The sequence below is a fragment of the Natronobacterium texcoconense genome (genome assembly GCF_900104065.1).
Taxonomy (GTDB): Archaea; Halobacteriota; Halobacteria; order Halobacteriales; family Natrialbaceae; genus Natronobacterium; species Natronobacterium texcoconense.
This window is the reverse complement of record NZ_FNLC01000002.1, coordinates 1,075,685-1,097,037: the sequence shown is the minus strand read 5'-3', so window position 1 is coordinate 1,097,037 and position 21,353 is coordinate 1,075,685. Positions and strand designations below refer to the sequence as shown.

At 63.5% G+C, this 21,353-nt stretch carries 27 protein-coding genes; 12 read left to right on the top strand and 15 right to left on the bottom strand.

What is annotated here, in order from left to right:
- Positions 1 to 288 precede the first annotated feature (288 nt).
- The 3 genes from aspS to BLR35_RS12775 form a co-directional block, all read right to left on the bottom strand.
- Entirely contained in the window at positions 289 to 1,593 is a 1,305-nt protein-coding gene (aspS, locus tag BLR35_RS12780; protein WP_090382472.1) for an aspartate--tRNA(Asn) ligase, read from the bottom strand.
- A 76-nt stretch (positions 1,594 to 1,669) separates the two neighbouring features.
- A complete protein-coding gene (locus BLR35_RS20715) occupies positions 1,670 to 1,825 on the bottom strand; it encodes a hypothetical protein (RefSeq protein ID WP_170830989.1) in 156 nt (51 codons plus the stop codon).
- Between the two features lie 41 nt (positions 1,826 to 1,866).
- On the bottom strand, positions 1,867 to 3,219 hold the full coding sequence (locus tag BLR35_RS12775; RefSeq protein ID WP_090382470.1) for a cytochrome P450: 1,353 nt from the start codon (positions 3,217 to 3,219) through the stop codon (positions 1,867 to 1,869).
- A 92-nt stretch (positions 3,220 to 3,311) separates the two neighbouring features.
- On the opposite strand from BLR35_RS12775, the gene BLR35_RS12770 reads away from it, so the two are divergent.
- Both BLR35_RS12770 and BLR35_RS12765 read left to right on the top strand, forming a co-directional pair.
- Positions 3,312 to 3,992, top strand: a complete 681-nt coding sequence (locus BLR35_RS12770; RefSeq protein WP_090382467.1) for a helix-turn-helix domain-containing protein — start codon at positions 3,312 to 3,314, stop codon at positions 3,990 to 3,992.
- A gap of 42 nt (positions 3,993 to 4,034) precedes the next feature.
- Entirely contained in the window at positions 4,035 to 4,802 is a 768-nt protein-coding gene (locus BLR35_RS12765) for an SIR2 family NAD-dependent protein deacylase (protein WP_090382465.1), read from the top strand.
- Between the two features lie 42 nt (positions 4,803 to 4,844).
- On the opposite strand, the gene BLR35_RS12760 is transcribed toward BLR35_RS12765, so the two are convergent.
- Positions 4,845 to 5,507: a helix-turn-helix domain-containing protein gene (locus BLR35_RS12760; RefSeq protein ID WP_090382464.1), complete on the bottom strand. Its 663-nt coding sequence runs from the start codon at positions 5,505 to 5,507 to the stop codon at positions 4,845 to 4,847.
- Between the two features lie 81 nt (positions 5,508 to 5,588).
- Positions 5,589 to 6,296: a phosphoglycerol geranylgeranyltransferase gene (locus BLR35_RS12755; protein WP_090382460.1), complete on the bottom strand. Its 708-nt coding sequence runs from the start codon at positions 6,294 to 6,296 to the stop codon at positions 5,589 to 5,591.
- A 202-nt stretch (positions 6,297 to 6,498) separates the two neighbouring features.
- Here BLR35_RS12755 and BLR35_RS12750 point away from each other — a divergent pair, with 202 nt between their 5' ends.
- The gene (locus BLR35_RS12750; protein WP_090382457.1) at positions 6,499 to 7,008 is read left to right on the top strand and encodes a GNAT family N-acetyltransferase; all 510 of its coding nucleotides are present in this window, start codon (positions 6,499 to 6,501) and stop codon (positions 7,006 to 7,008) included.
- A 132-nt stretch (positions 7,009 to 7,140) separates the two neighbouring features.
- Here the strand turns inward: BLR35_RS12750 and BLR35_RS12745 are convergent, their stop codons facing one another.
- Positions 7,141 to 8,334 (bottom strand): threonine synthase, encoded by a 1,194-nt coding sequence (locus BLR35_RS12745; protein ID WP_090382454.1) that lies wholly within the window; start codon positions 8,332 to 8,334, stop codon positions 7,141 to 7,143.
- Positions 8,335 to 8,637: 303 nt separating this feature from the next.
- Positions 8,638 to 9,336 (bottom strand): DUF4013 domain-containing protein, encoded by a 699-nt coding sequence (locus tag BLR35_RS12740; protein ID WP_090382452.1) that lies wholly within the window; start codon positions 9,334 to 9,336, stop codon positions 8,638 to 8,640.
- A gap of 212 nt (positions 9,337 to 9,548) precedes the next feature.
- On the opposite strand from BLR35_RS12740, the gene BLR35_RS12735 reads away from it, so the two are divergent.
- Positions 9,549 to 10,151, top strand: coding sequence for a hypothetical protein (locus BLR35_RS12735; RefSeq protein ID WP_090382449.1), 603 nt, complete (start codon positions 9,549 to 9,551; stop codon positions 10,149 to 10,151).
- A 179-nt stretch (positions 10,152 to 10,330) separates the two neighbouring features.
- On the opposite strand, the gene BLR35_RS12730 is transcribed toward BLR35_RS12735, so the two are convergent.
- Together BLR35_RS12730 and BLR35_RS12725 are read right to left on the bottom strand one after the other, a co-directional pair.
- Complete coding sequence (locus BLR35_RS12730; RefSeq protein ID WP_090382446.1) at positions 10,331 to 10,507, bottom strand: 50S ribosomal protein L37e; 177 nt, start codon at positions 10,505 to 10,507, stop codon at positions 10,331 to 10,333.
- Positions 10,504 to 10,731 carry an LSM domain-containing protein gene (locus tag BLR35_RS12725; RefSeq protein WP_090382443.1) on the bottom strand — a complete coding sequence of 76 codons (228 nt, stop codon included), beginning with the start codon at positions 10,729 to 10,731 and terminating at the stop codon, positions 10,504 to 10,506. Before BLR35_RS12725 ends, BLR35_RS12730 begins: the two co-directional genes overlap by 4 nt.
- 185 nt (positions 10,732 to 10,916) lie before the next feature.
- Here BLR35_RS12725 and BLR35_RS12720 point away from each other — a divergent pair, with 185 nt between their 5' ends.
- Together BLR35_RS12720 and BLR35_RS12715 are read left to right on the top strand one after the other, a co-directional pair.
- The gene (locus BLR35_RS12720) at positions 10,917 to 11,228 is read left to right on the top strand and encodes a hypothetical protein (RefSeq protein ID WP_090382440.1); all 312 of its coding nucleotides are present in this window, start codon (positions 10,917 to 10,919) and stop codon (positions 11,226 to 11,228) included.
- 119 nt (positions 11,229 to 11,347) lie between these two features.
- Positions 11,348 to 12,310: a zinc-dependent metalloprotease gene (locus BLR35_RS12715; RefSeq protein WP_090382437.1), complete on the top strand. Its 963-nt coding sequence runs from the start codon at positions 11,348 to 11,350 to the stop codon at positions 12,308 to 12,310.
- 3 nt (positions 12,311 to 12,313) lie between these two features.
- On the opposite strand, the gene BLR35_RS12710 is transcribed toward BLR35_RS12715, so the two are convergent.
- The 3 genes from BLR35_RS12710 to BLR35_RS12700 are packed head-to-tail and all read right to left on the bottom strand — an operon-like array spanning position 12,314 to position 13,517.
- Positions 12,314 to 12,520, bottom strand: coding sequence for a hypothetical protein (locus BLR35_RS12710; protein WP_090382435.1), 207 nt, complete (start codon positions 12,518 to 12,520; stop codon positions 12,314 to 12,316).
- 4 nt (positions 12,521 to 12,524) lie between these two features.
- Positions 12,525 to 12,914, bottom strand: a complete 390-nt coding sequence (locus BLR35_RS12705) for a nuclear transport factor 2 family protein (RefSeq protein ID WP_090382433.1) — start codon at positions 12,912 to 12,914, stop codon at positions 12,525 to 12,527.
- A 51-nt stretch (positions 12,915 to 12,965) separates the two neighbouring features.
- Positions 12,966 to 13,517 (bottom strand): hypothetical protein, encoded by a 552-nt coding sequence (locus BLR35_RS12700; protein WP_090382985.1) that lies wholly within the window; start codon positions 13,515 to 13,517, stop codon positions 12,966 to 12,968.
- 114 nt (positions 13,518 to 13,631) lie between these two features.
- On the opposite strand from BLR35_RS12700, the gene BLR35_RS12695 reads away from it, so the two are divergent.
- Positions 13,632 to 13,871: a hypothetical protein gene (locus BLR35_RS12695; protein ID WP_090382431.1), complete on the top strand. Its 240-nt coding sequence runs from the start codon at positions 13,632 to 13,634 to the stop codon at positions 13,869 to 13,871.
- Positions 13,872 to 13,894: 23 nt separating this feature from the next.
- On the opposite strand, the gene BLR35_RS12690 is transcribed toward BLR35_RS12695, so the two are convergent.
- Complete coding sequence (locus BLR35_RS12690) at positions 13,895 to 14,467, bottom strand: SPW repeat domain-containing protein (protein WP_090382428.1); 573 nt, start codon at positions 14,465 to 14,467, stop codon at positions 13,895 to 13,897.
- Positions 14,468 to 14,652: 185 nt separating this feature from the next.
- Between BLR35_RS12690 and BLR35_RS12685 the strand changes: the two genes are divergently transcribed.
- From BLR35_RS12685 to BLR35_RS12680, 3 genes are all read left to right on the top strand, one after another.
- A complete protein-coding gene (locus BLR35_RS12685) occupies positions 14,653 to 17,325 on the top strand; it encodes an AAA domain-containing protein (protein WP_090382426.1) in 2,673 nt (890 codons plus the stop codon).
- 9 nt (positions 17,326 to 17,334) lie between these two features.
- Positions 17,335 to 17,487 (top strand): hypothetical protein, encoded by a 153-nt coding sequence (locus BLR35_RS20710; protein ID WP_170831025.1) that lies wholly within the window; start codon positions 17,335 to 17,337, stop codon positions 17,485 to 17,487.
- A gap of 94 nt (positions 17,488 to 17,581) precedes the next feature.
- Entirely contained in the window at positions 17,582 to 17,824 is a 243-nt protein-coding gene (locus tag BLR35_RS12680; RefSeq protein WP_090382423.1) for a hypothetical protein, read from the top strand.
- Between the two features lie 387 nt (positions 17,825 to 18,211).
- On the opposite strand, the gene BLR35_RS12675 is transcribed toward BLR35_RS12680, so the two are convergent.
- Positions 18,212 to 19,192 (bottom strand): AIR synthase family protein, encoded by a 981-nt coding sequence (locus BLR35_RS12675; RefSeq protein ID WP_090382421.1) that lies wholly within the window; start codon positions 19,190 to 19,192, stop codon positions 18,212 to 18,214.
- A 130-nt stretch (positions 19,193 to 19,322) separates the two neighbouring features.
- On the opposite strand from BLR35_RS12675, the gene BLR35_RS12670 reads away from it, so the two are divergent.
- Positions 19,323 to 19,556, top strand: coding sequence for a hypothetical protein (locus BLR35_RS12670; RefSeq protein WP_244510238.1), 234 nt, complete (start codon positions 19,323 to 19,325; stop codon positions 19,554 to 19,556).
- Between the two features lie 90 nt (positions 19,557 to 19,646).
- Here BLR35_RS12670 and BLR35_RS12665 read toward each other — a convergent pair whose 3' ends face one another.
- Positions 19,647 to 20,423, bottom strand: a complete 777-nt coding sequence (locus BLR35_RS12665; RefSeq protein WP_090382417.1) for an SDR family NAD(P)-dependent oxidoreductase — start codon at positions 20,421 to 20,423, stop codon at positions 19,647 to 19,649.
- A 141-nt stretch (positions 20,424 to 20,564) separates the two neighbouring features.
- On the opposite strand from BLR35_RS12665, the gene BLR35_RS12660 reads away from it, so the two are divergent.
- Positions 20,565 to 21,278, top strand: a complete 714-nt coding sequence (locus tag BLR35_RS12660; RefSeq protein ID WP_090382414.1) for an HAD family hydrolase — start codon at positions 20,565 to 20,567, stop codon at positions 21,276 to 21,278.
- Positions 21,279 to 21,353: the final 75 nt, after the last annotated feature.

Genomic DNA, 21,353 nt, shown 5'->3' with positions numbered 1-21,353 from the left:
CAGCGAGAGACTCACTTCGTTCGTCTCTCTGGCTCTCGATCGACAACGGCGACCTCGCCTACGGGCTCAGCCGCTGACGCTCCTGCGAGACTCGTTTCCTCGTCTCGCTGGCCCCCAGCGTCTTCGTCAGGGACTCAGACGTTGACGGTCCTGCAAGACGTGGCTCGCACGCTCGCCACGCCTTGCTGGCTCCCAGGTCTGTCGCCTAGGGCGACAGACGCTGGCGATCTCGAGGAAACGCACTCGCGCTACGCGCTCGTGGTTTCCACGCGCTCTCAACGTCTTCGCCTACGGGCTCAGACGTTGACGATCTCGCGGGAAGAGAACCGCTTCCCGAATGTTGTCCAGTCCGAGGATCGTCATGATCAGGCGCTCGCCGCCGAGACCGAAGCCGGCGTGGGGCGGCATGCCGTACTTGAACATCTTCGTGTAGTACTCGAACTGTTCGGGGTCGAGCCCCTGCTGTTCGAAGCCTTCGATGAGGTGTTCGTTGCGGTGTTCGCGCTGGCCGCCCGAGACCAGTTCCATGCGCGGGTGCATCAGGTCGAAGCCGGTCGAGAGCTGTTCGTCGTCGTCGTGGTCTTTGATGTAGAACGGCTTGATCTCGCTCGGCCAGTCCGTGATGAAGTAGTGGCCGCCGACGTCGTCGCCGAGCGCCTTCTCAGCCTCGGTCGGGAGGTCGTCGCCCCAGACCAGCTGCTCGTCGAGTTCGCCCGTCGCGTTGATGCGCTCGATGGCCTCCTCGTAGCTGATGCGCGGGAAGTCGCCCTCGGGAACTTCGAACTCGTCTTCGAGTCCGAGCGCCTCGAGTTCCTCGCTGCAGTTCTCGTTGACTGCTTCGTAGGCCGCCTTCACGATGCCTTCCGCGACGTCCATCGCGTCGTGGGCGTCACAGAACGCGCCCTCGAAGTCGATCGAGGTCGCCTCGTTGAGGTGACGCGGCGTGTTGTGCTCTTCGGCGCGGAAGATCGGACCGATCTCGAAGACGCGTTCGACGTTCGAGCCCGCGATCAGCTGCTTGAACAGTTGTGGGCTCTGGTTCATGAACGCCTCCTCGCCGAAGTAGGTGATCGGGAAGAGTTCGGTGCCGCCCTCGGTTCCGGTGGCGACGATCTTCGGCGTGGTGATCTCGGTCGCGCGGAACGCGCGGAACTCCTTGCGAACGGCTCGCAGGATCTCGGCGCGAATCTCGAAGATGGCCTGGACTTCCCCCTTGCGGAGGTCCAGCGTCCGGTTGTCCAGTCGCGTCGAGAGTTCGGCGTCGACCTTGCCGGAGGGGTCGAGTGGCAGTTCCGGGTCGGCCTCCGAGACGACCTCGAGTTCCTCGGGCGTGACCTCGACGCCCGTCGGCGCGCGCGGCTCTTCCTCGACGCTACCGGAGACGCGGATGACGCTCTCTCGAGCGACGTCGAGACCGGTCTCGACGAGGTCGTCGTCCATCTCGTCTTTCTCGAACTTGACCTGGATCTTGCCGGTTGCGTCCCGCAGAATCAAGAATGCGATGCCGCCGAGGTCACGGACCTCGTGGACCCAGCCGGCAACGGTAACGTCGTCGCCCGGCTCGGCGTCTTCAGTGTAGGTTCTGTCCTGCATACCTCCCGATTCACGTAGCCGGAACTTAAGCGCAATCGTTCGCGGCCGGAAGGAGAAAGCGGTGGTGACTGTCCGGTTAGAACAACTCGTCGAGCGTCCGATCACCGTCTCCGCCCTCGTTCAGCACGGCCGGATCGGCAGGGGCGGCATCGGCGTAGAACGTCTCCTCGCGAAGGTCCGCGGCGTCTGGCCTGGTCTCGTCGGAAGCACCGGGATCGGACGGATCGGTCATCCTAGAACGTCCTACCGAACCCAGCCCAGTAAGTGTTTGCGTCACCGCTCGTACACCGTCATCGGAATCTCCTCTTTCGGCCGTGCGGTGATCGTCGCCCGCAGATCCAGCCCCGTCCCGGGGACGAGTTCGAGATGATAGTTCTGGTAGATGGTCGCCAGCAGGAGCCGCGCCTCGAGCATCGCGAAGCGGTCGCCGATACAGCGCCGGGGTCCCGCGGCGAACGGGAAGTAGGCGAGTTTCGGTAGCTCCGATTCCATCTCGTCGGTCCAGCGCGCTGGTCGGAAGGCGAGCGGGTCGTCGTACCACCGCGGATCGCGGTGGACGACCCACTGGTGCATGCGGACGGTCGCTCCCGGCGGAATCTCGTAGCCGCCGATAATGTCGGGCTTGACCGGCTCGCGGACGATTCCCGGCACCGGGGGGTAGAGTCGCATCGACTCCTTGACGACCTTCTCGGTGTAGGTCAGCTTCGAGAGGTCCTCCATCGTCGGCGTCTCGCCGTCGAGGACCTCCTCGAGTTCGTCGACCAGTCGCTGTTCGGCCTGCGGGTTCTTCGAGAGGAGATAGAAGGTAAGCGTCAACGCGAGCGCCGTCGTCTCGTGGCCGGCCAGCAGGAGTGTAACGACCTCGTCTCTGATCTGGTCGGGTGCCATCGCCGTCTTCGCCGGGTCGTCGCTGTTCCCGTCGCCCTCGAGTAGCTTCGAGATGACGTCCTGATCCGTCGGGTTCCGTTTCCGTTGCTCGATCAGTCCGTAGACGACCTCGTCGAGGTCCTCGCGTGCACGCTCGATACGTCGTCGTGCAGGCGTCGGGATTCCCGCTGGCAGGATCAGATGCGGGAGGTTCTCGGTCGCGGCCATGAACTCCTCTAAGGCCGCACCGACGGTGTCGACGTGGTCGTCGACGTCCGCGCCGAACAGCGCTCGCGCGACGATCCGAAGCGTTACCTCCATCATGTCTTCGTGGACGAGTCGGGTCTCGCCGTCGGTCCAATCCTCGAGGGCTTCGCCGGTGAAGTCGGTCATCATCGACGCGTACTCCTGGATTCGGTCGGGCCGGAAGGCCGGCTGGATCAGGTGGCGGTTGCGCCGCCAGACGGCACCTTCGCTGTTCAGGATGCCGTTGCCCGTAATCGGTCGGAGAATGTGCTGGAACCGGTCGCCCTTGACGTAGTTCTCGTTGTTCTGGACCAGCACCTGCTCGATGTAGTCGGGATGGTTGAGCTGGTAGACGGGACCGGTCGGGTCCTCCCAGTGGGCGATGTCACCGTACTCGCGGGCAGTTTCCGTCATAAATCCGTAAGGATCACGGAGGAAGGCAAGCTGGTTACCGAGCACCGGCAGTCCGTCGGGACCTGACGGTCGATCCTCGTTCGCGGGAACGTCGGCCATGTGTCGCTGTCACCATCTCCAGACGCGTTCTTCTGTACCCGAGCATGCTAGCCGTATTTATCAACACGATCCCCTACTTGCAGAATACGAGGATGAGATACGTAACCGTCGTGTTGTGCTGGTCCGAAGGGGAACTCACCACGAGGGACGCGACCTTCGCCCGGAGCGATGCGGTCTTCATCGAGGCGATTCGCCACCTGAACCCCCTCGACGAGGATCGGTACGCCGAACTGCTCGAGTTACGAGGCGACCTCGAGTGTGCCCGCTCGCTACTCGCGGACGCGCCCGACGTGACCGAATACGACGTCGCCGGCGACGACGGTCACGGTATCGCCTACGTTCAGTGTCGGACCGTCGACCCTGTCGACGACCTCCTCTCGATCCTTCACGAACACGATATCGTCGTCGACTGGCCGATGGAGTACGTCGACACGGGACGAGAAGGGTACGGCGACCGTGGTCTCGAGGTGACGATCGTCGGCCCCGACCGGTCGATCCAGCGGGCGGTCGCGGCGCTTCCCGAGGCGGTCGGCTTCGATCTCCGACGGACGGGCGAGTACGAACCCGGTTCGGATCCGACTGCACCTGCGCTGACGCCTCGCCAGCGGGAACTGTTCGAACTGGCAGTTCGCGAGGGATACTACGAGGTGCCCCGGGGAACGACCCATCGCGAACTCGCGAGTCAGCTCGGTCTCGCGCCGGGGACCGTCAGCGAACACCTCCAGCGAATCGAGGCGAAGCTGGCCGACGCGTACGCGTCGTCGGTCCGGTGACGGTCCTCGTCGCTTTTGTCTATCGAACGCCTCGGTATCGGTATGGACGACCTCGAGCGACTCGCGGCAGAGATCGATCGGGACGCGACGGTCGTCGCTCTCACGGGCGCGGGAATTTCGGCTCCGTCCGGCGTTCCGACCTTCCGTGGCGACGACGGCGTCTGGGACCGGTTCGACGAGGGACAGTTCACCTACGGCCGGTTCCAGCGCGATCCGGACGGGTTCTGGGCCGACCGGATCGAGCTACAGCAGGCGATGTTCGGCGACGACTACGAGCCAAACGCCGCCCACGACGCGCTGGCCGCGATGAGTCGTGAAGGATACCTCGACGCCATCCTCACACAGAATACGGACGGGTTACACGAGGACGCGGCGGACACCGTTGGCGACTCGGACGACGACGCCACGATTCTCGAACTCCACGGCAACGCCCGCCGGGTCCGCTGTGTCGACTGCGGGAAGCGACGCGACGGCGATCCGATCTTCGAACGCGCCGCCGAGGGCGAGCGCCCGCCGACCTGTGACTGTGGCGGAATCTACAAACCCGACGTCGTCCTCTTCGGCGAACAGCTTCCGGGTGCGGCCATCCAGCGTGCCCGGTCGCTGGCCCAGGAGAGCGACGTCTTTCTCGCAATCGGCTCCTCGCTGGTCGTCGAACCCGCCGCGTCGCTGCCCCGTCAGGCCGCCTCGAGCGGGGCGACCGTCGGCGTCGTCAACCTCGAGTCGACGCCCGTCGACGACGTCGCGGACGTGATTCAGCGCGAGGACGTCACCGAGACGGTGCCACGGCTCCGAGAGCTGTTATCGTAGCCGCTGACACTCGATGCACATCCGATCGGTGTGCAACTCGTTTCAGCTGGTACTACCGAATAGCTGTTCTTCGACCAGTCGCGCCTGTCCCCGGCGCAACCGTTCGCTGACTGCCTGACTCGAGACGCCGAGATCGTGTGCGATCGTCGCGAGGTCCGTCTCCCGAGGTACCTCGAAGAAACCGTACTCGAACGCGAGTTCGATCGCTTCCCGCTGGGAGTCGGTGAGAACGCGGTCGTCGCGGCGGGACGCGGGTACGTCCTCGGCGTCGGCGAGCCGATGGAGAGTGAACTCGACCTCTTCGTCCTCGAGAAACTCGTGATAGCGAGCGAACGCGTCCCGGTCGGGAAACCGCATCTCGATCTCCCAGTGGCCGTTCGAGCCGCGACACTCGAGGAGTTCGCCGCCGACCGAAACCCAGCGACGGTAGGCGTGGACGACGTTCGAGTCGCTGCGCTGAATCCGGTACAGCGATCGGCCGTCTCCGCGGTCGATCTGTTCGAACTCTGCGACCGTTCGGTCCGTCGACAGCGCACGCTCGAACTGCTCGAAGTTCCTACAGCGAGCCCAGCAGAACGCGATCGGCTGTGCCGGATCGATCGCGTACTGGCGTTCGAGTTCCACGTCGAGTGACGGCATCGCCTCGAGGGTGGGTCCGAGGACCAGCCTCGGCGACGCCGCTTGGAACTCGGCGAGGAGAGCCATAGTATCCGGAGGTGACCGGAGACGCAAAACAGTTTAGGCCAACTGGCCTTTTTCAGCCTCGAAGCGCCCTAATTCCAACGATTAGGCGTCCGAAGCACCCTCGACGGTCTTCCGTACTGCCTCGACGCCTTCGTCGTGTGCGAGGTCACCGACGACCACGACGTCCGCGTACTGGGCCATCGTCCGCGCCGAGTCGTAGTCGTGGATACCGCCACCGTAGAACAGCGTCGACTCGGTGGTTGCCTCGCCTGCTGCCTCGACGATCTCCTCGTCGCCGAACGTCCCGGAGTACTCGACGTAGACGATCTCCTGGCCGAACATCCGTTCGGCGACGGTCGCGTAGGCGGCGACGTCGTCGGCGTCCAGGTCACAGTCGGCCTCGGTGTAGGTCGCGACGTCGGCCTCGGGGTTCATCACGATGTAGGCCTCCGTCGTCGTCCGCTCCCAGTCGAAGTCGCCATCGAGTCGGACCCACTCCTTGTGTGCGCCGGTGATCCAGAACGGTGACCCGGCGTTGAGCACGGTCGGGATGAGGTAGCCCTCGAGCGCGTCGTCTCGGAGGACGACGTCGGGACTCGAGGGTTCCTGGTAGAGCGGCACGTCGTGTTCGGCACAGGCCTCGATGACGTCGGCCATGTTCTCCTCGGTGATCCCCATCGTGCCACCGATCTCGATAGCGTCGGTCCCGGTCGCACAGAGATCGCCGTAGGTGACGCCCTCCGGCAGTTCCTTGTCGGGGTCGATCTTGAGAACGTGATCCCAGTCTTCCCACGGAGTAGAGGTAGTCATACCCCTCCGTTTCCCGACAGACGGCAAAAACGCTACGAATGTTCGGCGTGCGTATTCCCCGCTCGAGTAGCGGTCGAATTTCGGGGTGTTACACCACTCATCGTCTGATTTATTTCTTCGAGAACCTCGGATCGAGACGTTCGTTTCGACACATGTCAGTCTGGTACACCAGACAGAAGTCATCTGACTGTGACGAGCGTCCATGGAGATCCGTCGACTCCCTGCCGACGAGAAACCGGTCCGTCGCTACCTCGAAGAACTCTGGCTTCCGTACAACCGCGAACTCGGCGAACTGCTGGATGACTTTTCGCTCGCCGACGACGTCGACATCGTCTCCGAGGAACTCGAATACCGACTTGAGCGCCACGAAACCGATGGGTACCGGGTATGGGTTGCCGTTGACGGATCGAACGGCGCAGAGAGCAGCGGTGACTTTGTGGGGTTCGTCGCGACCGAGGTGGACGAGGCACCGGCCGTCTTCGATCGACCCGACCGACTCGTCGTTTGTGATATTTACGTCACGGAACCGTACCGTGGTACTGGTCTCGCCGGCGAACTGATCGAGCGTGCCGAAAGACAGGCTCGTGAGGCTGGCTGTGACGAACTCAAACTCAAGGTTGACGTGGAGAACGAACGCGCCCTCGCGTTCTACGACAAACTCGGCTTCGAACACTCCAGACACACGATGGTCGCCCCCGTCGCGGAGGAGTGAGACGGACTGCTGTCCGCCAGTACCGACACAACTGCAGGAGAGGTACGCTTGCGCAGTAGATCGTCCGAGTCGTCCACCGGAGTATCTCGTTCTCGTCGTGGCGTTCCGGCGTCGACTGCTGCTCGGTCTCCCTTAGACGCCCTGACTCATCAGGTGGCTCCGCAGCACGTCCGCTTCCTTGTTCCCGGTCCCCGTGTTCATGATGACGATCGTCTCGTCGCCGTCGAACTCGCCTCGATCGGCGAGTTCCCACGCGCCGCTCGCCGCGGCCGCAGAGCTTGGAACCATCTCGAGGCCCTCGTGCTTCGCGACCTGAACGCCCGCCTCTAAGATGTCCGGGTCGTCGGTCGCGACCGCGCCGCCGTCGGTCTCGCGGAGCGCCTCGAGGACCCACGGACTGGCGCCGGGGTCGGGAATCTCGAGACCCCCGCAGATGGTGTCGGGGGTTTCGACGGGGTCGTGTTCGTCCCACCCTTCTTCGTAGGCCTCGACGATGGGGGCACAGCCCGAGGCCTGGGCTGCGTACAGTCCCGGGAGGTCGTCGATCAGTCCCAGATTACGGAACTCCGTCGCGGCCTTGTACATCCCGATCAGGCCGACGCCGCCGCCGGTCGGATAGGTGATCGCGTCGGGGACCTCCCAGTCGAGCTGTTCGACGATTTCGTAGAACATCGTCTTCTTCCCCTCGTGGCGGTAGGGTGTGACGAACGTCTGCAGCGGGTACCAGTCGTCGTTCTCTTCGCGGGCTTCCTCGTAGGCTGCACCCGCGTCGCCGATCCGTCCGCCGACGACGGTCATGTCGCCGCCGTGGACGTTGACCATCGCCTTGTTCGTAAAGCCCGAACGCGATGGCAGGTAGACGTGCGAGTCCAGTCCTGCACGTCCTGCGTAGGCAGAGGCGGCCTGACCCGCGTTGCCGGCCGAGGCGAGGACGACGTCGCTCGCGCCGTGCTGGGTCGCCGCCGTCACCGCGACCGTCTGTCCGCGGTCCTTGAACGTCCCCGTCGGGTTCCGTCCCTCGTCTTTGATCAGTACGCGCCCGACGCCCATCTCGTCGGCCAGGTTCGGACACTCCACCAGCGGCGTCGTCCCCTCGTCCATCGTGACCGCCGACTCCCGCTCGAACGGCAGCAGTTCCTCGTAACGCCACATCGAGTCGAACGGCCGCGATGCGAGCGTCTCGCGGTCGAGGTCAATCGCGTCGTAGTCGTAGGTCGGATCGAGAATCCCACTACACTCGGGACACCGATGGGTCTCCTCGGCGGCGTCGAACGTCGTTCCGCAGTCGACGCACTCGAGGCCCTCGAAAGCGGCTGTCGTCTCCATACTCGAGTGTTCGCGGCGCGGGACTAATGGTTGTCCATCGGGAAACGGTCGGGATACGAGCGCCAGAAGCGGTTAGTTACTTGTCAGTACGGCTGGAACCACGTCGCATGTCGCTAGCTGAAGCGATCGCGCTGGCCCTGATCGTCGTGGTCGGTGTGATCTTCGCCGTCATCAAAGTGTTACAGATCAGGTACCTGAATCGGTATCAGCCCGACGACGAGTGAATACCGGACGTGAACGTACGGTTTTCGACGACTGAACTCTACTGGAGTAACTGTATTCGGACGAGAACAGAAGTACCGATCAAATCGCGGGTCGCTCGCCCGACGGTTCCGGATCGCCCTCGTCGACGACGATCGACCGGCAGTCGTCCCAGGTGTGGCCGACGACGTAGTAGGCCGCGACCAGGGCGTAGAAGCCGACGATCGCACCGAGGACGGGACCGAGGAACGGTATCGGCGAGAGGATCCCGGAGACGAACGAACCCACGACGACGATCCCGACCGCCAGTAGCCAGCCAGCCGCGTACCGGCCACTCGAGAGCACCGGACGTAGCGTCTCGAGGTGGAAGCCGGCACGGATCCGGCGCTCGGACGCGAAGTTGGCCAGTCCCGCTGGTACGACGTAGGCCGCGCCGACGGCGACGGCGAGCGTGACGAGGCCGGCGAGTACCAGTGCAGCCGCGCCCGCGGAGCCGGGTTCTCCGCCGGTAACTCCCGCGACGGCGGCGACGAGGACGATACCGACGACGATGGGAATTAGCGCGTACGCGAGCAGGATTACGGACGCTTTTGCCCCGTCGACCGTCAGTTCGCTCCAGTCGTCGAACACCGGCGGCTCGTCGTTTCCGTTCGCCGTTCGGTCCAGCACGCGGACGACGTATCCCCAGACGAAAAACAGGGGGATCAGGAGGAAGCTAAATAACAGGAAGACGCCACCCAGGATGGTCGTCTTCCAGACGTCGTCGCTCTCTTTCAGATAGTTGATCGCTTCGGATAGCATGGTGACTCCTCGACCGACTGCCGTTGCTCCCGGCGTGGTCTACATACTGTACGCTCGATCCGGGTATAAGCGTTCCTCGAGCCCAATTTCTGACGTATGTGGCTATCGAGAGTCAGGCCCGTGGTCGGCTCAGTGCCTTCCGGAGTCTGCGACGATAAGAACAGTTTTCGTTCACAGAAGATACTTGAACTATCCCACGACATTCTTCTGAAATGAAACGACGAGCCCTCCTCGCTACGACAGGCCCTGCAGTTCTCGGTTCGATCGCTGGTTGTGCTGATTTTGTTTCCAGCGTCGAACCATCGGCCGCCAGTGGCGATACCGACGATCGAGACGCAGTCGACGACTCCGATCTCGAGTTCGAAATCCCCGAGTCGCCGGACGACGTTCCGATCAACGATTTCGGAAACCAGGAGATTTCCGACTTCTCTGGTGCGGAAACACGCGAGGAAATCGAGATCGGGAGTGGGGACGGCGTCGACGAGAAATACGGCCCGCACACGGTTCTGGTGTCGAACTTCGGGAGCGACCCCGAACTCGAGATCGGCGTAATCGACGTCCTGAGTAAGACCGTCGTTCACGGCAACCGCCACCGAATTCCCGACGACGAGCGACTCGCCATCGAACTGTTGACGCCGTCGAAGTACGTCGTGAACGTACGCTCGCCCGAGTCGGAGTTAGAACACGCCGTGAGAGTTCCGTGTTGGGCGTTCGACTGTAATCTGTCGTCGACCAGTATCGGCGTGTTCGACGACGACGAGATTGCCTCGTATCTAATGACTAACCTCGCAGGCTGTGGAAACTATTCCTGCTAAGACGGGACACTACCCAGCCGCCAGTGTATCGAAACGCTGCCAGCTAATCGCTCGCGTCGGCCGATCACTGGCCTGTCGGACCCTACTCGAAAACAGTGGTCACGAAGACGCGTTGCTCGAGAGACCGAAGACGGACAGTGAGAAGATCGGTCGAGACCGACTCGCAGTAAGGAGTTGCGTTAGTTGTCGCCGGCCTTCGACTGCCACTCGTAGTCGCGTCGCTTCGACGACTTGCCGAAGCCACACGACGAGCAGACCTTCTTCTTGGTGTGGTAGGATTTCTCTCCGCAGCGACGACACTTGGTGTGGGTCGTCGTGTTCTTCTTTCCTTGGCTCGGGGTTCCTGCACCAGTCATGGAGTGATCGAAACGACGTTATCGCCGCGTATAATGGTTGTGTCTTCGATCGGCTCCTCGTCTTCGACGGATCCGTCGGCTGCGCTCGTCACGTCCTCCAGCACGAGATTCATGTGCTGATCGTAGCCGGCGAGATCGCCGACGTACTCGTCGCCACTCTTGAGCCGTACGGAAACCCGTTCACCCAGCGACGCCTCGAGGACGTCCAGCGGTCGTCCACTCATACGAAAGACGGCTGTTGACGGCTACTTAATCGTACCGGTCCCTGCCGCCGCCGACCGGGGTTCAATTCGAGGCTAATCGTCGGACGGGCCCGGGGGAAGTTACACTCGAGGACGACCAAAACCCCCAGCCGCAGGAATGTAAGCCGAACCAAACGGCTAAGTGGCCGGTCGTTGACCCCGCGAATATGGGAGAGAAGAAGTTTACTTTCATCGAATTGCACCTGGACGGCGACACACAGTTCGGTCCCCGAACGCTCGACGCCCTTCCGTTCCCCGAGACGGGAACCGGTTCCGAGACCGAGTCGGTCGAAGACGAGGAGACGGATTTCGACCTCGAGGACGACGAAGAGGAAGAGAGCGGCGGTGGCAAGGCGATCGGCGCAGTGATCGCACTCGCCGTCCTCGTCGCTGCCGGCGTCGCGGTCCGGAAGTATCGTGGCGGCGACGAGGAGGAGGCCGAAGCGCACGAGGAAGAGCCGGACGTCATCGTCAACTAATACCGTTCCAGGCGTCGACCGGTGGGTGAACCGTACAACCGGGTTCACCCAGCAAATCGGGCCTGGATCGCCACTACCCCGACCGAACGCTTTTGCGTCCGCTTCTCGTACCTACGTCCGTGAATCTCTATCGTAGCGCTCGGGCAGTTGCCGGGGCGTCCGGTGACGATATGATCGACTGGCGGTCGGCAGCCGAGGCAGCGAAAGCCGCGACCGATCCCGGATCGATCACCCTCGAGGCCGGCGAGCGGGAAGCCTACGCTCGCGACGTTCGCGACGCCCGCGACGGCGTCCGTTCGGTCTCCGGCCTCGAGTTCGACGTGCCGACGACGGTCGAGATCCAGAACCGCCACCACTGGATCGACGCCAACGTCGCGACGTTCGAACGCGTGATGGGAACGCTCGAGAAACACGCCCACTCCGGCGCGTTTCCGGGCGTCGCCCAGACGATCAACACTGGAACGATGACCGTCTTGCTGTCGTTTCTGGGTCGGAACGTCCTCGGGCAGTACGATCCGCTGTTACTCGCCGACGCCCCCGACGAAGACCACGCGCTGTATTTCGTCCGGCCGAACATCCTCAAGGCTGCGGACTCGCTTGCGGTCGATCCCGATCGGTTCCGCCGCTGGATCGCCTTCCACGAAGTGACTCACGCCGCGGAGTTCGGGGCCGCTCCGTGGCTCTCGGACCACCTGGAACAGCGCATGGAGAAAGGTATCGCGGCGCTGTCCGAGGGGTCGTTCGACCGGGCGGCCTTCCGGGAACTGGACGCGGCGATGACCGTCGTCGAGGGGTACGCCGAACTGCTGATGGACCACGCCTTCGACGACGAGTACGAGGACCTGCGGCGCAAACTCGACGAGCGCCGACAGGGACGGGGGCCGCTCCAGCAGCTACTCCGTCGACTGCTCGGCCTCGGCCTGAAGAAACGCCAGTACGAACGCGGAAAACACTTCTTCGAGACGGTCGTCGAGGTCCAGGACCTCGAGACGGCGAGTCTGGTCTGGGAGGGGCCGGAGTATCTCCCGAGTCACGACGAACTCGACGCGCCGAGGGCGTGGATCCGTCGCGTCGACCGCTGACCGTCAACTGACGATCCAGGCGAGATACCACGCAAGCACGCCGCCGGCGAGCAGACTGCCGATCGTCGCCAGTCCGACCATCGACATCGACGCATCACCCTGTAGTGCCATCGTTCCGCCGGAGAGTCCAACCAGTGCTACGAACGCAGCACCGATCCGTCTGTAGTTTCCGTTCTCGTCGCTCGAGTTGCGTGTTCGTCGTCTACTCATCGTCTCAGATCTCGTGGGCTGTGCTGACGTGCATGGACGCGAACAACCACGCTGGCATCTCGTCGTTTTCGGCCGGCACGAGTGTCCCGCTCCAGCGAGTGTCGAACGACTTCTCGTCGCCGCCGTCGGTCGTCCACGCCATCCGTACCTCGTCCGCGAACGTCGCGAACGACTCGTGCTCCGAAACCTGCAGATTCTCGCTCTCGACGGTCCACTCTCGAGTCGTCTCCTGCTGGCTCCGGAGCGCCGTTTCCACCTCGTCGTACCCGAACGCCGACTCGCTGATCCCGAACTTCACGGTCGACTCGTCCTCGAGGAAGTACGGCTCGAGGGGGTCGTTCCGGCGAAGCGTCTCGTAGTACTCGCGGACGACCGTCTCGGCAGCTTCGCTCATGCTCGTACTGGCATCTCGAACGGCTATAGGTCCACCGGACGCGAACGCAGGTCACATGAAGCCGCGATCGACTTCGTCGGTCTCGATCAGGTCCTCGAGTTCTGCGTTCAGCAGGTCCTCGGCCTCCTCGAACCGATCGGCGAGTTCCTCGAGTTCGTCGGGGCGATCGTACTGGTCGTACTCCATCGGCCCGAACGCGGGGCTCTCCATGGCCTCCATGACGTCGTCGAACAGATCCTGGGGTGTCGTCGGAGCATCGGCGTGGGTCTCGAGAACAGTTTCGAGGCGCTTCGAGACGGATTCGGCGTGGTCCTCGTCCTCTGGCGGGGACTGGACCGCGAAGCGGCCGGCCTCCCGGTCGTGGGGCAAGAACGAGCCGATCTCGTCGTCGAGTTTGCGCGCGACCTGTGTGCCGACGCCTCGCACTTCGAAGGGGTTCTTCGCGTACGTCTTCAGGAAGTAGACGCCGCCACGGGGATGCGCGAGGTACATATCCTCACCGACGCCGCCGGCCCGATCACCGGCGACGGCGCGCCAGTCCTCCGGATCGACGTCCTGCTCGGTGACGTCCTCGAGTATGTCCTGCCACTCGCGAATCCGCATGTTCTGTGGTTGGATCGTGGTCGGAAAGAACGTATCGGTTGCCACGAACGAGACCGCCGAACCAAAAGGAATACGACGACCCCGCCGACATTACACGTAACCGTCTCTTTCCCCATGTCTGTCCGCCAATCACTCCCGCTCGTCGAACTGTTTCGCGCGACGCCGGCGACCAGTTGTCTGCTTACCCTCGGGCCGCTGGCGCTTGCGCTCGGACAGTTGCTCAACAGCTATCTCAACGGCGTCTCTCCGGTCGTGGCGATCGGCTTCGCCGTCGTTATGCTCGGCTTTGCAGCCGTGGCGATGAGCCATCACGCCGCCGAGTACCGACTCGAGCGACTCGAGTCGGAGTGGTAAGCGAGGTCGTTGAACTGGTCGGCTCAGGCGCTCGTTTCGGGTTCGGTTGCGACCGAGCGCGCTTCGCGGGCTTCGTAGGCGTTGTATCCCGACAGTCCGGCGATGAGGAATCCGGAGACGAGCGTACTCCAGAACGGACTGTCGGCCAGTCCTGCTCCAGCAGGCATCTCCAGGAGCGCGGCGGAGATGATCAGCCAGATACCGAGTACTGCCACCAGCGATGCGACGCCGGCGCTGAGCGGGATGTCGTTTGCCAGCCGGTAGTAGTTGTAGCCGGCCGCGACGAAGACGGTGGCCCCGACCAGAACGTTGTTCCACAGTATCGCACCGCTGACCCCGTAGAACAACACCGAGAGAGCGACCCACGCACCGATGATGGCGACGATCGCGCTGACGACCGACGTCTTCCGTCGGCGTTCTTCGGATGCGATCTGGGTGGCTTCGTTGCCCGGATCGCGGTCGTCGACGCGGGGATTGTCCCCGACGCCGGTTCCGGAGTTGACGTCGGCCGCCGCTTCCTCCTCGTGGTTGGTCGGACCATCGCTGGCGTCCGTCCCCGTGTCCCTCCTTCGGCGGTCGTCGTTCGGATCACTCATGCGGGTTCCAGTACCCCTCGAGTTCGTAAAAGCGACCGCGACCGTTTCGATCGTCCTCGGCTGGAGGACGGGAGTAATCGACAATTACAGGGAGTAAGGTGAGGTAGCGTGAACTCGCGGTGTGTGTCACCGCTTCGAGCGTCGATCGATACCGTTTTTGATCGTTCGGCCCGTGACCAGTAGTCGTGCACGTACGCGGAACCGTCGCGGGCGAAGTCGAGGTGCGGTCGGTGTCGACGAGCTACGGCGAGAGCGACCTGGCCGAAGTGCCGCTTCGACGCGAGGACGACGGCGACGAGACCACGACCGTCACGCTCTGGAACAAGTGGACCGAATCCGCCGAACTGCTCGAGCCCGGGATGGAACTGCTGGTGACGAACGCCGAGGAAGACGAGTACAGAGGCGAGACGCAGTACAAGACGACCGGCGATTCCTACGTCGTCGTCGAGCCGAGTTTCCTCGTCAACGTGACGTCGATCCGCAACTGGGTCGAGTGTCCGCGTCTCTACTACCTGAACAAACTCTCCGGAATCCCGCTGAACTACCCCGTCGTGAAAGGGACCATCGTCCACGAGGTCTTCGGGGACCTGCTGCGGGGTCGCGATCTCGAGGCGTCGATCGACGACCGCGTCGAGGAACGCGGGCTCGAACTCGGCCTGCTGGGTGAAACTCGCGAGAGCGTGGCCGAGGACGTCCGGGAGAACGCTGCGGCAATCGAGGGCTGGCTCGAGCAAGGCCGACTCACGGACGAAGATAGCTGGCGCTCCGAACAACTCCTCATTAGCGAGACCTTCGGCATCCGTGGCCGCGCCGACGCCATTCGGCGAGGTGCGCCGGTCGAACTCAAGACGGGCAAGAACCTGAAGAAGGAACCCCGGTTCAAGGACAAGGTACAGGCTGCCTGCTACGCGCTGTTGCTCGAGGAACACGGCGGCGACGTCGACACCGGCACCCTGCTGTACACGAAGAACTCCGCGCTGGACCGCAACGAAGAGACGGGCGACCTCACCCCCGCGAAGGACTTCTCGATGGGCAACGGCCTCCTGAAGTTCGTTGTTCGGCTTCGCAACGAGATCGCCGCGATGGAGATGCAGGGAGAGATCCCGACGGGGTACGAGGGCGACGCCAAGTGCGAGTACTGCTTCGAGCAGGACACCTGTATGGTCGTCTCCGGCCGACTCGATCAGGAGTCGAAAGCCGGAAAGATCGGCACGCCTCTGCCGGAGGACGAACGCGAGTACTTCGAACGATTCTACCGCGCGATCGAGGAGGAACGCCGCGAGGTCCACCGCGAGTACGCCAAACTCTGGGAGCAAACGCCCGAAGAACGGGCCGACGACGACCGCGCGCTGATCGACCTCGAGTTCGCCGAGATGCGGGAACTCGAGGGCGGCCGCTGGGAACTCCGGGCGTGCCGCGAGGGAGGTGCGACCTCGAAGCTCCGGGAGGGTGATCTGGTGCTTGCAAGCGACGGCGATCCGGTCTCCGGAAATTCGGAACTGGCACGGATCGAGCGGTTAGGGGAGGAAGTCGTTCTGACGGCCGACGAACCGGTCGAGGTCACCAGACTCGACGTTTATCCCTCCGAACTGACTACCGATCGCCTGCTCGCAGCGCTTCACGATTCCCTACTGAAAGGTGACGAACGGCGCAAAGACGTTCTCTTTGGCCGGAAAGAGCCTGCGTTCGACCTCCCCGACGAGACGTTCATCGGCAACAACGACGCCCAGAACGAGGCAGTACAGATGGCAGTGGGTGCCGAGGACTTCGCGCTGATCCACGGGCCGCCGGGGACCGGCAAAACCTACACCATCGCCCGCGCCGTCCGTGCGATGGTCGAACGCGGCGAACGCGTCCTGCTGTCGGCCTTCACGAATCGAGCCGTCGACAACGTCCTCGAGGCCTTGCTCGAGCAACTCGAGGACGTCGTCGACCCCGAGCGGATCGTCCGCGTCGGCTCCGAGAGCGGCGTCCGCGAGGACATGCAGCCGTATCGACTCGAGCGGGCGGGCGAACCCAGCGACCGCGTCGGGAAACTCCAGGAGGCACAGGTGGTCGCGGCGACGACCGCGACCTGTGGTTCGCGGGTGATGAAAGAGCAGGCGTTCGACGTCGCGCTCGTGGACGAGGCGGCCCAGTTGACGGAGCCGGGAACGTGTGCGGCGGTCAACCTCGCTGACCGGTTCGTTCTCGTCGGCGACCACGAACAGTTGCCGCCGGTCGTTCGCGCGGAGAACGATCTCACAGAATCGCTGTTCGAACGCCTCGTGGAGCTCCACCCTGACGCCGGCATCATGCTCGACCGCCAGTACCGGATGAACCAGCGCATCCAGGCCTTCGCCTCCCGGGAGTTCTACGACGGGAAACTCAGGCCAGCAAAACCCGAAGTGGCGAGTCGAACGCTCGACGACCTCGAGGGCGTCGCCCGAACCGACCTGCCGGAGCACCTGCAAGATTCCGTCTCGTTCGTCCCCGTCGAGGGCGACGGCGGCCAGTACACCGACAGTGAGGAGGCCGCCCGGATCGCCGAACTGGTCGAGTCCTACGAGGCCGCCGGCCTCGAGCGCTCGGAGATCGGCATCATCGCGCCGTTCCGCGCGCAGGTGTCCGAAATATCGAACCACGTCCCCGACGACGTCGCCGTCGACACCGTCGACCGGTTCCAGGGCTCGAGCCAGGAGGTGATCGTCGTCTCCTTCACCGCGACGGGATCGCTCGAGGGACCGATCTTCGAGGACTACCGGCGGATCAACGTCGCGCTGACCCGGCCCAAACGGGGACTGGTGCTGGTCGGCGATCCGGCGGCGCTCGAGTCGGATCCGGTGTATCGTCGCATGCTCGAGTGGGCGCGTCAGTGAGCGGTCGTGGTGAACGCATCGATCGGAAACCTCTACGTCTTCCCCGACCTCTTCCCGATCCTCGTCTGGCCGCCCACGATCGCCACACTGATCGTCGTGAGTCTGCTGACCTACGAGAGCCATCAGCAGTACGCCGACGAACGAACCGTCGTCACCGAGTAACGCCGTCTCTGTAACCGTCCATCCGCTTCTCTTTCCACTTTCGCTACTCGGCTTGCGTGAGCAACATTATATACCTGGTCTCACAAGAGCCGATATGTCCCAGGCGACTCCGGGCGACGACGTTCCGGTTTACCCGAAGGACCTCGTCGCACTCTTCGTCGTATCGCTGTTCTTTGGACTACTGATCGCAGCCTGGCTTCGACCGATCGAAGCCTCGGCCGAGTTCGTCTTTTCGGTCTCCTCAGGTGCCGTGCTGTTGATGTTTTTCCTCTTCGTTCCGGTAATGGGGATCCGTCTCTTCTTCGAAGACTGGAAAGACGACGAGAACGAAGACTGACCTCCTCCCACGACTGAAGTCGTGGGGTTCCCGTCACGGACGGGGGTCCCACAAGTGGGGAGGTTCGCAAGTCCGTTCGAGTGCTCAAACGACTTGCGTTCTGAGTCGGGTCAGTACGACCCCCGGTCGAGATAGCGGGCTTCATCTACCCCATATGGGTGCGTATCCTTACCTCGACCTCGGCACGTGGTAGTATTGTACAAAGTCTGGTTAAAGCTTACGTGCTTCATCCCACAAGTAAACTCGTGGGCTTTCGCGCTGTTACCGTGTAACTATCATTGGTGGTCTGTCAACAGATCGTCGACCGGCAGTTCGCCGCCGTGTCGGTCGACTCCACTCCGGACGAGGGATCGACGTTCTCGTTTCCCCTGCCGGCGGCGGAGTGACTTACTCTCCTGCGTCAAACGACTCCCACAGCGGGTAGAGATCGTCCGCGATCGGTTCCGTGATCGACTCACCGTCGAGTGTGAGTTTTGGCTCTCCCTCGGCCACGGTCCCGATCGTCGCCGCCTCGAGTCCGGCTGCTTCGAGTGCCTCGAGTGCGTCCTCCCGGTCCTCCGAAGGGACGGTCGCGAGCAGGGCACCCGAACCGAAGATCCGCAGCGGATCGACGTCGGCCGCGTCGCACAGGCGCTCGGTCTCCTCGCGGACGGGGACGGCCTCGCGGTCGACCTCGATCCGGACGCTGGACGCGCGGGCGAGTTCGAGCAATCCAGCGGCGACGCCGCCCTCGGTCGGGTCGTGCATCGCGGTAGCGTACTCCCGGACGGCTCGGGCGTCGGGGACGACGCTGATCTCCTCGAGGAATCCCGTCGCCCGGTCGACGACGTCGGCTTCGACCTCGAGGTCGTCGCCGAAGTCGGCCGCGAGGATCGCCGTCCCCTCGACGCCTGCCGCTTTGGTGAGCAAGACTGTGTCTCCCGGTTCCGCGCCGCCGGTCGGGACGAACCCTTCGGTCGCGCCCATCGCGGTTAGCGAGACGAGCGGCCGCTCGAGCTGGTCGACGTACTCGGAGTGGCCGCCGACGATCGACGCGCCGACCTCGCTGGCTGCGGCGTCGAGGTCGCGGGTGATCATCTCGAGGTCGGCCTCCTCGTCGGGGAGCAAGACGACGACGGTGAGCCACCGGGGGTCGGCACCCGACGCGGCGACGTCGTTGCAGGCGACGTGGACGCCGAGGTTGCCGACCTGCGAGGCTGCAAGCGAGATGGGATCGGAACTGACGACGAGATCCCCGCCGGGCCAGTCGATTGCGGCGGCGTCCTCCCCGTCCGCGGGTCCCTGGAGGACGGTCTCGTCGACGTCGGCGTCCCCCGTTCGCTCGAAGACGTGTGCGAACAACTCGTCGGGTGGTACCTTCCCGGGCATACGAACTACTGGAACGATGTGTGGTTTGTAGCTGTCGACGTCGTTCGCTGTGACGAACTCGTTTCCAATCGAAACACTGTTGCCAGTTGATGTTCACTGACCCAGTGAACAAATGTCGAGTACCCGTTCTATGACGTCCCAGTTTCTCCCCGGCGACGACGGTAACTCGCTTCTCGTGGCCCTGATCGTCGGCTGTGTACTGATCCCTGGGCTTGGTATCGCCGGTGCGTACCTGTTTTCCGGCCCCGATCAGGCAGAACTGGCGTTCAGACTGACGGTCGCGCTGGTGTTGCCGACCCTGCTTATGGTCGCGCTGCTCTTCGCTGCCGGCGTGTACTCGGGGTCCAGTGACGACGAGCGGTAACCTGTCCTGATTCGGTTTGGTCGTTGACGCCCGCTTTTGAGGCGATCCAGACGCCAGACCAGTTTCGTATCTGGACCGTTCTCCGATCTGTTAGACCTCCGGCGATTCCATGACGTCCGGCACGCCTCTCGCCGTAATCGTCTCGCCGACGATATAGGACGACGCTGGACTGGCGAGAAACTGCGTGAGGTCGGCGATTTCCTCGACGGTCCCCATCCGACGTTCGACCTCGGATCGGTCGACGTCGTCGGCAGAGATCCCCATCTGGCTCTCGACGCCCTCGGTGGCGACGAAACCGGGGGCGATGCAGTTGACGCGGACGTCGTCGCCGGCCCACTCGTGGGCAAGCGTCGTCGTGAGGTTGACGACCGCTGCCTTGGCCGCCCCGTAGTGGCTCATGTACGGTGCTCCCTGCTGGCCGGCAACGCTCGCGAAGTTGATCACGGTGCCGCCGCCGTCTTTGAGGTGATCGGAAGCCGCCTGAATGCAGTTGTACGTGCCGTGGAGGTTGATGTCGACGATCGTCTTCCAGCCGTTTTCGGAGATGTCGTCGAAGCCGGCCATGAACGACGCGCCGGCGTTGTTGACCAGTACGTCGAGGCCGCCGAACTCCTCGACGGTCGCCTCGATCAGGGCGTCGACTGCCTCCCGGTCGGTGACGTCACACTCGACCGCAAGCGCCTCGCCCGGTCGGTCGCTCTCCGCGATGTGGTCGGCGACCGGATCGACGTTCTCCTGCTCGCGCGAACAGACCACGACGTCGACGCCGTCGTCGGCGAACGTCTTCGCGATCGATTCCCCGATTCCGCTCGAGGCACCGGTGACGACGGCGACGTTGCCGTCGACGCTGAACTGGGCCGTACTCATGCAGAGTCACCCGTTTCGGATCGATATACTACCATCGTTAGTTATACACGACCATACGAACACATCGTTAATAAAAATGTGCGTCAGTAACGGTATCCGGAAGGTCCGACGAGAGTCGCACCGAACGCGACGAGGGAAGCGATGAACGGCGGTAAGCCCGCTGAACGTGGCCAGCCCGGGTTCGAAGCCGTCTTCTGGGACATCGGCGGCGTGATCCTCGAACTCGAGTCCGTCCAGCGCGCTCACGCGGCGTTCGTCGGGGAGTTACTCGAGCAGTACGACCTCGACCACGACCGCGAGGAGGCGGTCGATATCTGGCGGACGACCGTCGGGGATCACTTCCGGGAACGCGAGGGAACCGCGTTCCGGTCCGCCCGCGAGGGGTACGCGAAAGGCGTCGCCAAACTGGTTGGCGAACGCGTTCCCGAGTCGGAGTGGAAGCCGACGTTCGACGAGTACGTCGAAGAAGCGATCGAACCCGTTCCGGGCGCGGTCGAGACTGTCGAGCGACTCGCCGACGCTGACCTCCACGTCGGCGTCGTCAGTGACGTCGACGACCGCGCGGGCAAGCGGATGCTCGAGTCGTTCGGCATACGTGGGGCGTTCGATTCGATCACGACCTCCGAGGAGGTCGGCCGGACGAAGCCGGATCCCGAAATATTCGAGACCGCCCTCGAGAAGGCAGACGTCGCTCCGGAACGAGCGGTGATGATCGGCGACCGCTACGACCACGACGTCCGAGGGGCTGACGAGGTCGGGATACACGGCGTCGCGTTCGGGGCCGACGACGGGCCAGCGGTGGCCTATCGGATCGAGTCACCGCCCGAAGTGCTCGATATCGTCGGCGAACGCTAACCGACGGCGGTCGCTGTTCTCGCCATTATGCCCATACATTGTAAGGGATATATTCGTCGTAACTATTTTCGTTAA

Bases quoted from the DNA above. Each gene is read 5' to 3' on its own strand.
- BLR35_RS12695 (WP_090382431.1), top strand. From the start codon at position 13,632: ATGTCTGTCCGCCAATCACTCCCGCTCGTCGAACTGTTTCGCGCGACG.
- BLR35_RS12720 (WP_090382440.1), top strand. From the start codon at position 10,917: ATGGGAGAGAAGAAGTTTACTTTCATCGAATTGCACCTGGACGGCGAC.
- BLR35_RS12710 (WP_090382435.1), bottom strand. From the start codon at position 12,520: ATGAGTAGACGACGAACACGCAACTCGAGCGACGAGAACGGAAACTAC.
- BLR35_RS12750 (WP_090382457.1), top strand. From the start codon at position 6,499: ATGGAGATCCGTCGACTCCCTGCCGACGAGAAACCGGTCCGTCGCTAC.
- BLR35_RS12700 (WP_090382985.1), bottom strand. From the start codon at position 13,517: ATGCGGATTCGCGAGTGGCAGGACATACTCGAGGACGTCACCGAGCAG.
- BLR35_RS12670 (WP_244510238.1), top strand. From the start codon at position 19,323: ATGACGTCCCAGTTTCTCCCCGGCGACGACGGTAACTCGCTTCTCGTG.
- BLR35_RS12740 (WP_090382452.1), bottom strand. From the start codon at position 9,336: ATGCTATCCGAAGCGATCAACTATCTGAAAGAGAGCGACGACGTCTGG.
- BLR35_RS12665 (WP_090382417.1), bottom strand. From the start codon at position 20,423: ATGAGTACGGCCCAGTTCAGCGTCGACGGCAACGTCGCCGTCGTCACC.
- aspS (WP_090382472.1), bottom strand. From the start codon at position 1,593: ATGCAGGACAGAACCTACACTGAAGACGCCGAGCCGGGCGACGACGTT.
- BLR35_RS12770 (WP_090382467.1), top strand. From the start codon at position 3,312: ATGAGATACGTAACCGTCGTGTTGTGCTGGTCCGAAGGGGAACTCACC.
- BLR35_RS12680 (WP_090382423.1), top strand. From the start codon at position 17,582: ATGTCCCAGGCGACTCCGGGCGACGACGTTCCGGTTTACCCGAAGGAC.
- BLR35_RS12725 (WP_090382443.1), bottom strand. From the start codon at position 10,731: ATGAGTGGACGACCGCTGGACGTCCTCGAGGCGTCGCTGGGTGAACGG.
- BLR35_RS20715 (WP_170830989.1), bottom strand. From the start codon at position 1,825: ATGACCGATCCGTCCGATCCCGGTGCTTCCGACGAGACCAGGCCAGAC.
- BLR35_RS12730 (WP_090382446.1), bottom strand. From the start codon at position 10,507: ATGACTGGTGCAGGAACCCCGAGCCAAGGAAAGAAGAACACGACGACC.
- BLR35_RS12705 (WP_090382433.1), bottom strand. From the start codon at position 12,914: ATGAGCGAAGCTGCCGAGACGGTCGTCCGCGAGTACTACGAGACGCTT.
- BLR35_RS12735 (WP_090382449.1), top strand. From the start codon at position 9,549: ATGAAACGACGAGCCCTCCTCGCTACGACAGGCCCTGCAGTTCTCGGT.
- BLR35_RS12660 (WP_090382414.1), top strand. From the start codon at position 20,565: ATGAACGGCGGTAAGCCCGCTGAACGTGGCCAGCCCGGGTTCGAAGCC.
- BLR35_RS12745 (WP_090382454.1), bottom strand. From the start codon at position 8,334: ATGGAGACGACAGCCGCTTTCGAGGGCCTCGAGTGCGTCGACTGCGGA.
- BLR35_RS12690 (WP_090382428.1), bottom strand. From the start codon at position 14,467: ATGAGTGATCCGAACGACGACCGCCGAAGGAGGGACACGGGGACGGAC.
- BLR35_RS12775 (WP_090382470.1), bottom strand. From the start codon at position 3,219: ATGGCCGACGTTCCCGCGAACGAGGATCGACCGTCAGGTCCCGACGGA.
- BLR35_RS12765 (WP_090382465.1), top strand. From the start codon at position 4,035: ATGGACGACCTCGAGCGACTCGCGGCAGAGATCGATCGGGACGCGACG.
- BLR35_RS12675 (WP_090382421.1), bottom strand. From the start codon at position 19,192: ATGCCCGGGAAGGTACCACCCGACGAGTTGTTCGCACACGTCTTCGAG.
- BLR35_RS12760 (WP_090382464.1), bottom strand. From the start codon at position 5,507: ATGGCTCTCCTCGCCGAGTTCCAAGCGGCGTCGCCGAGGCTGGTCCTC.
- BLR35_RS12755 (WP_090382460.1), bottom strand. From the start codon at position 6,296: ATGACTACCTCTACTCCGTGGGAAGACTGGGATCACGTTCTCAAGATC.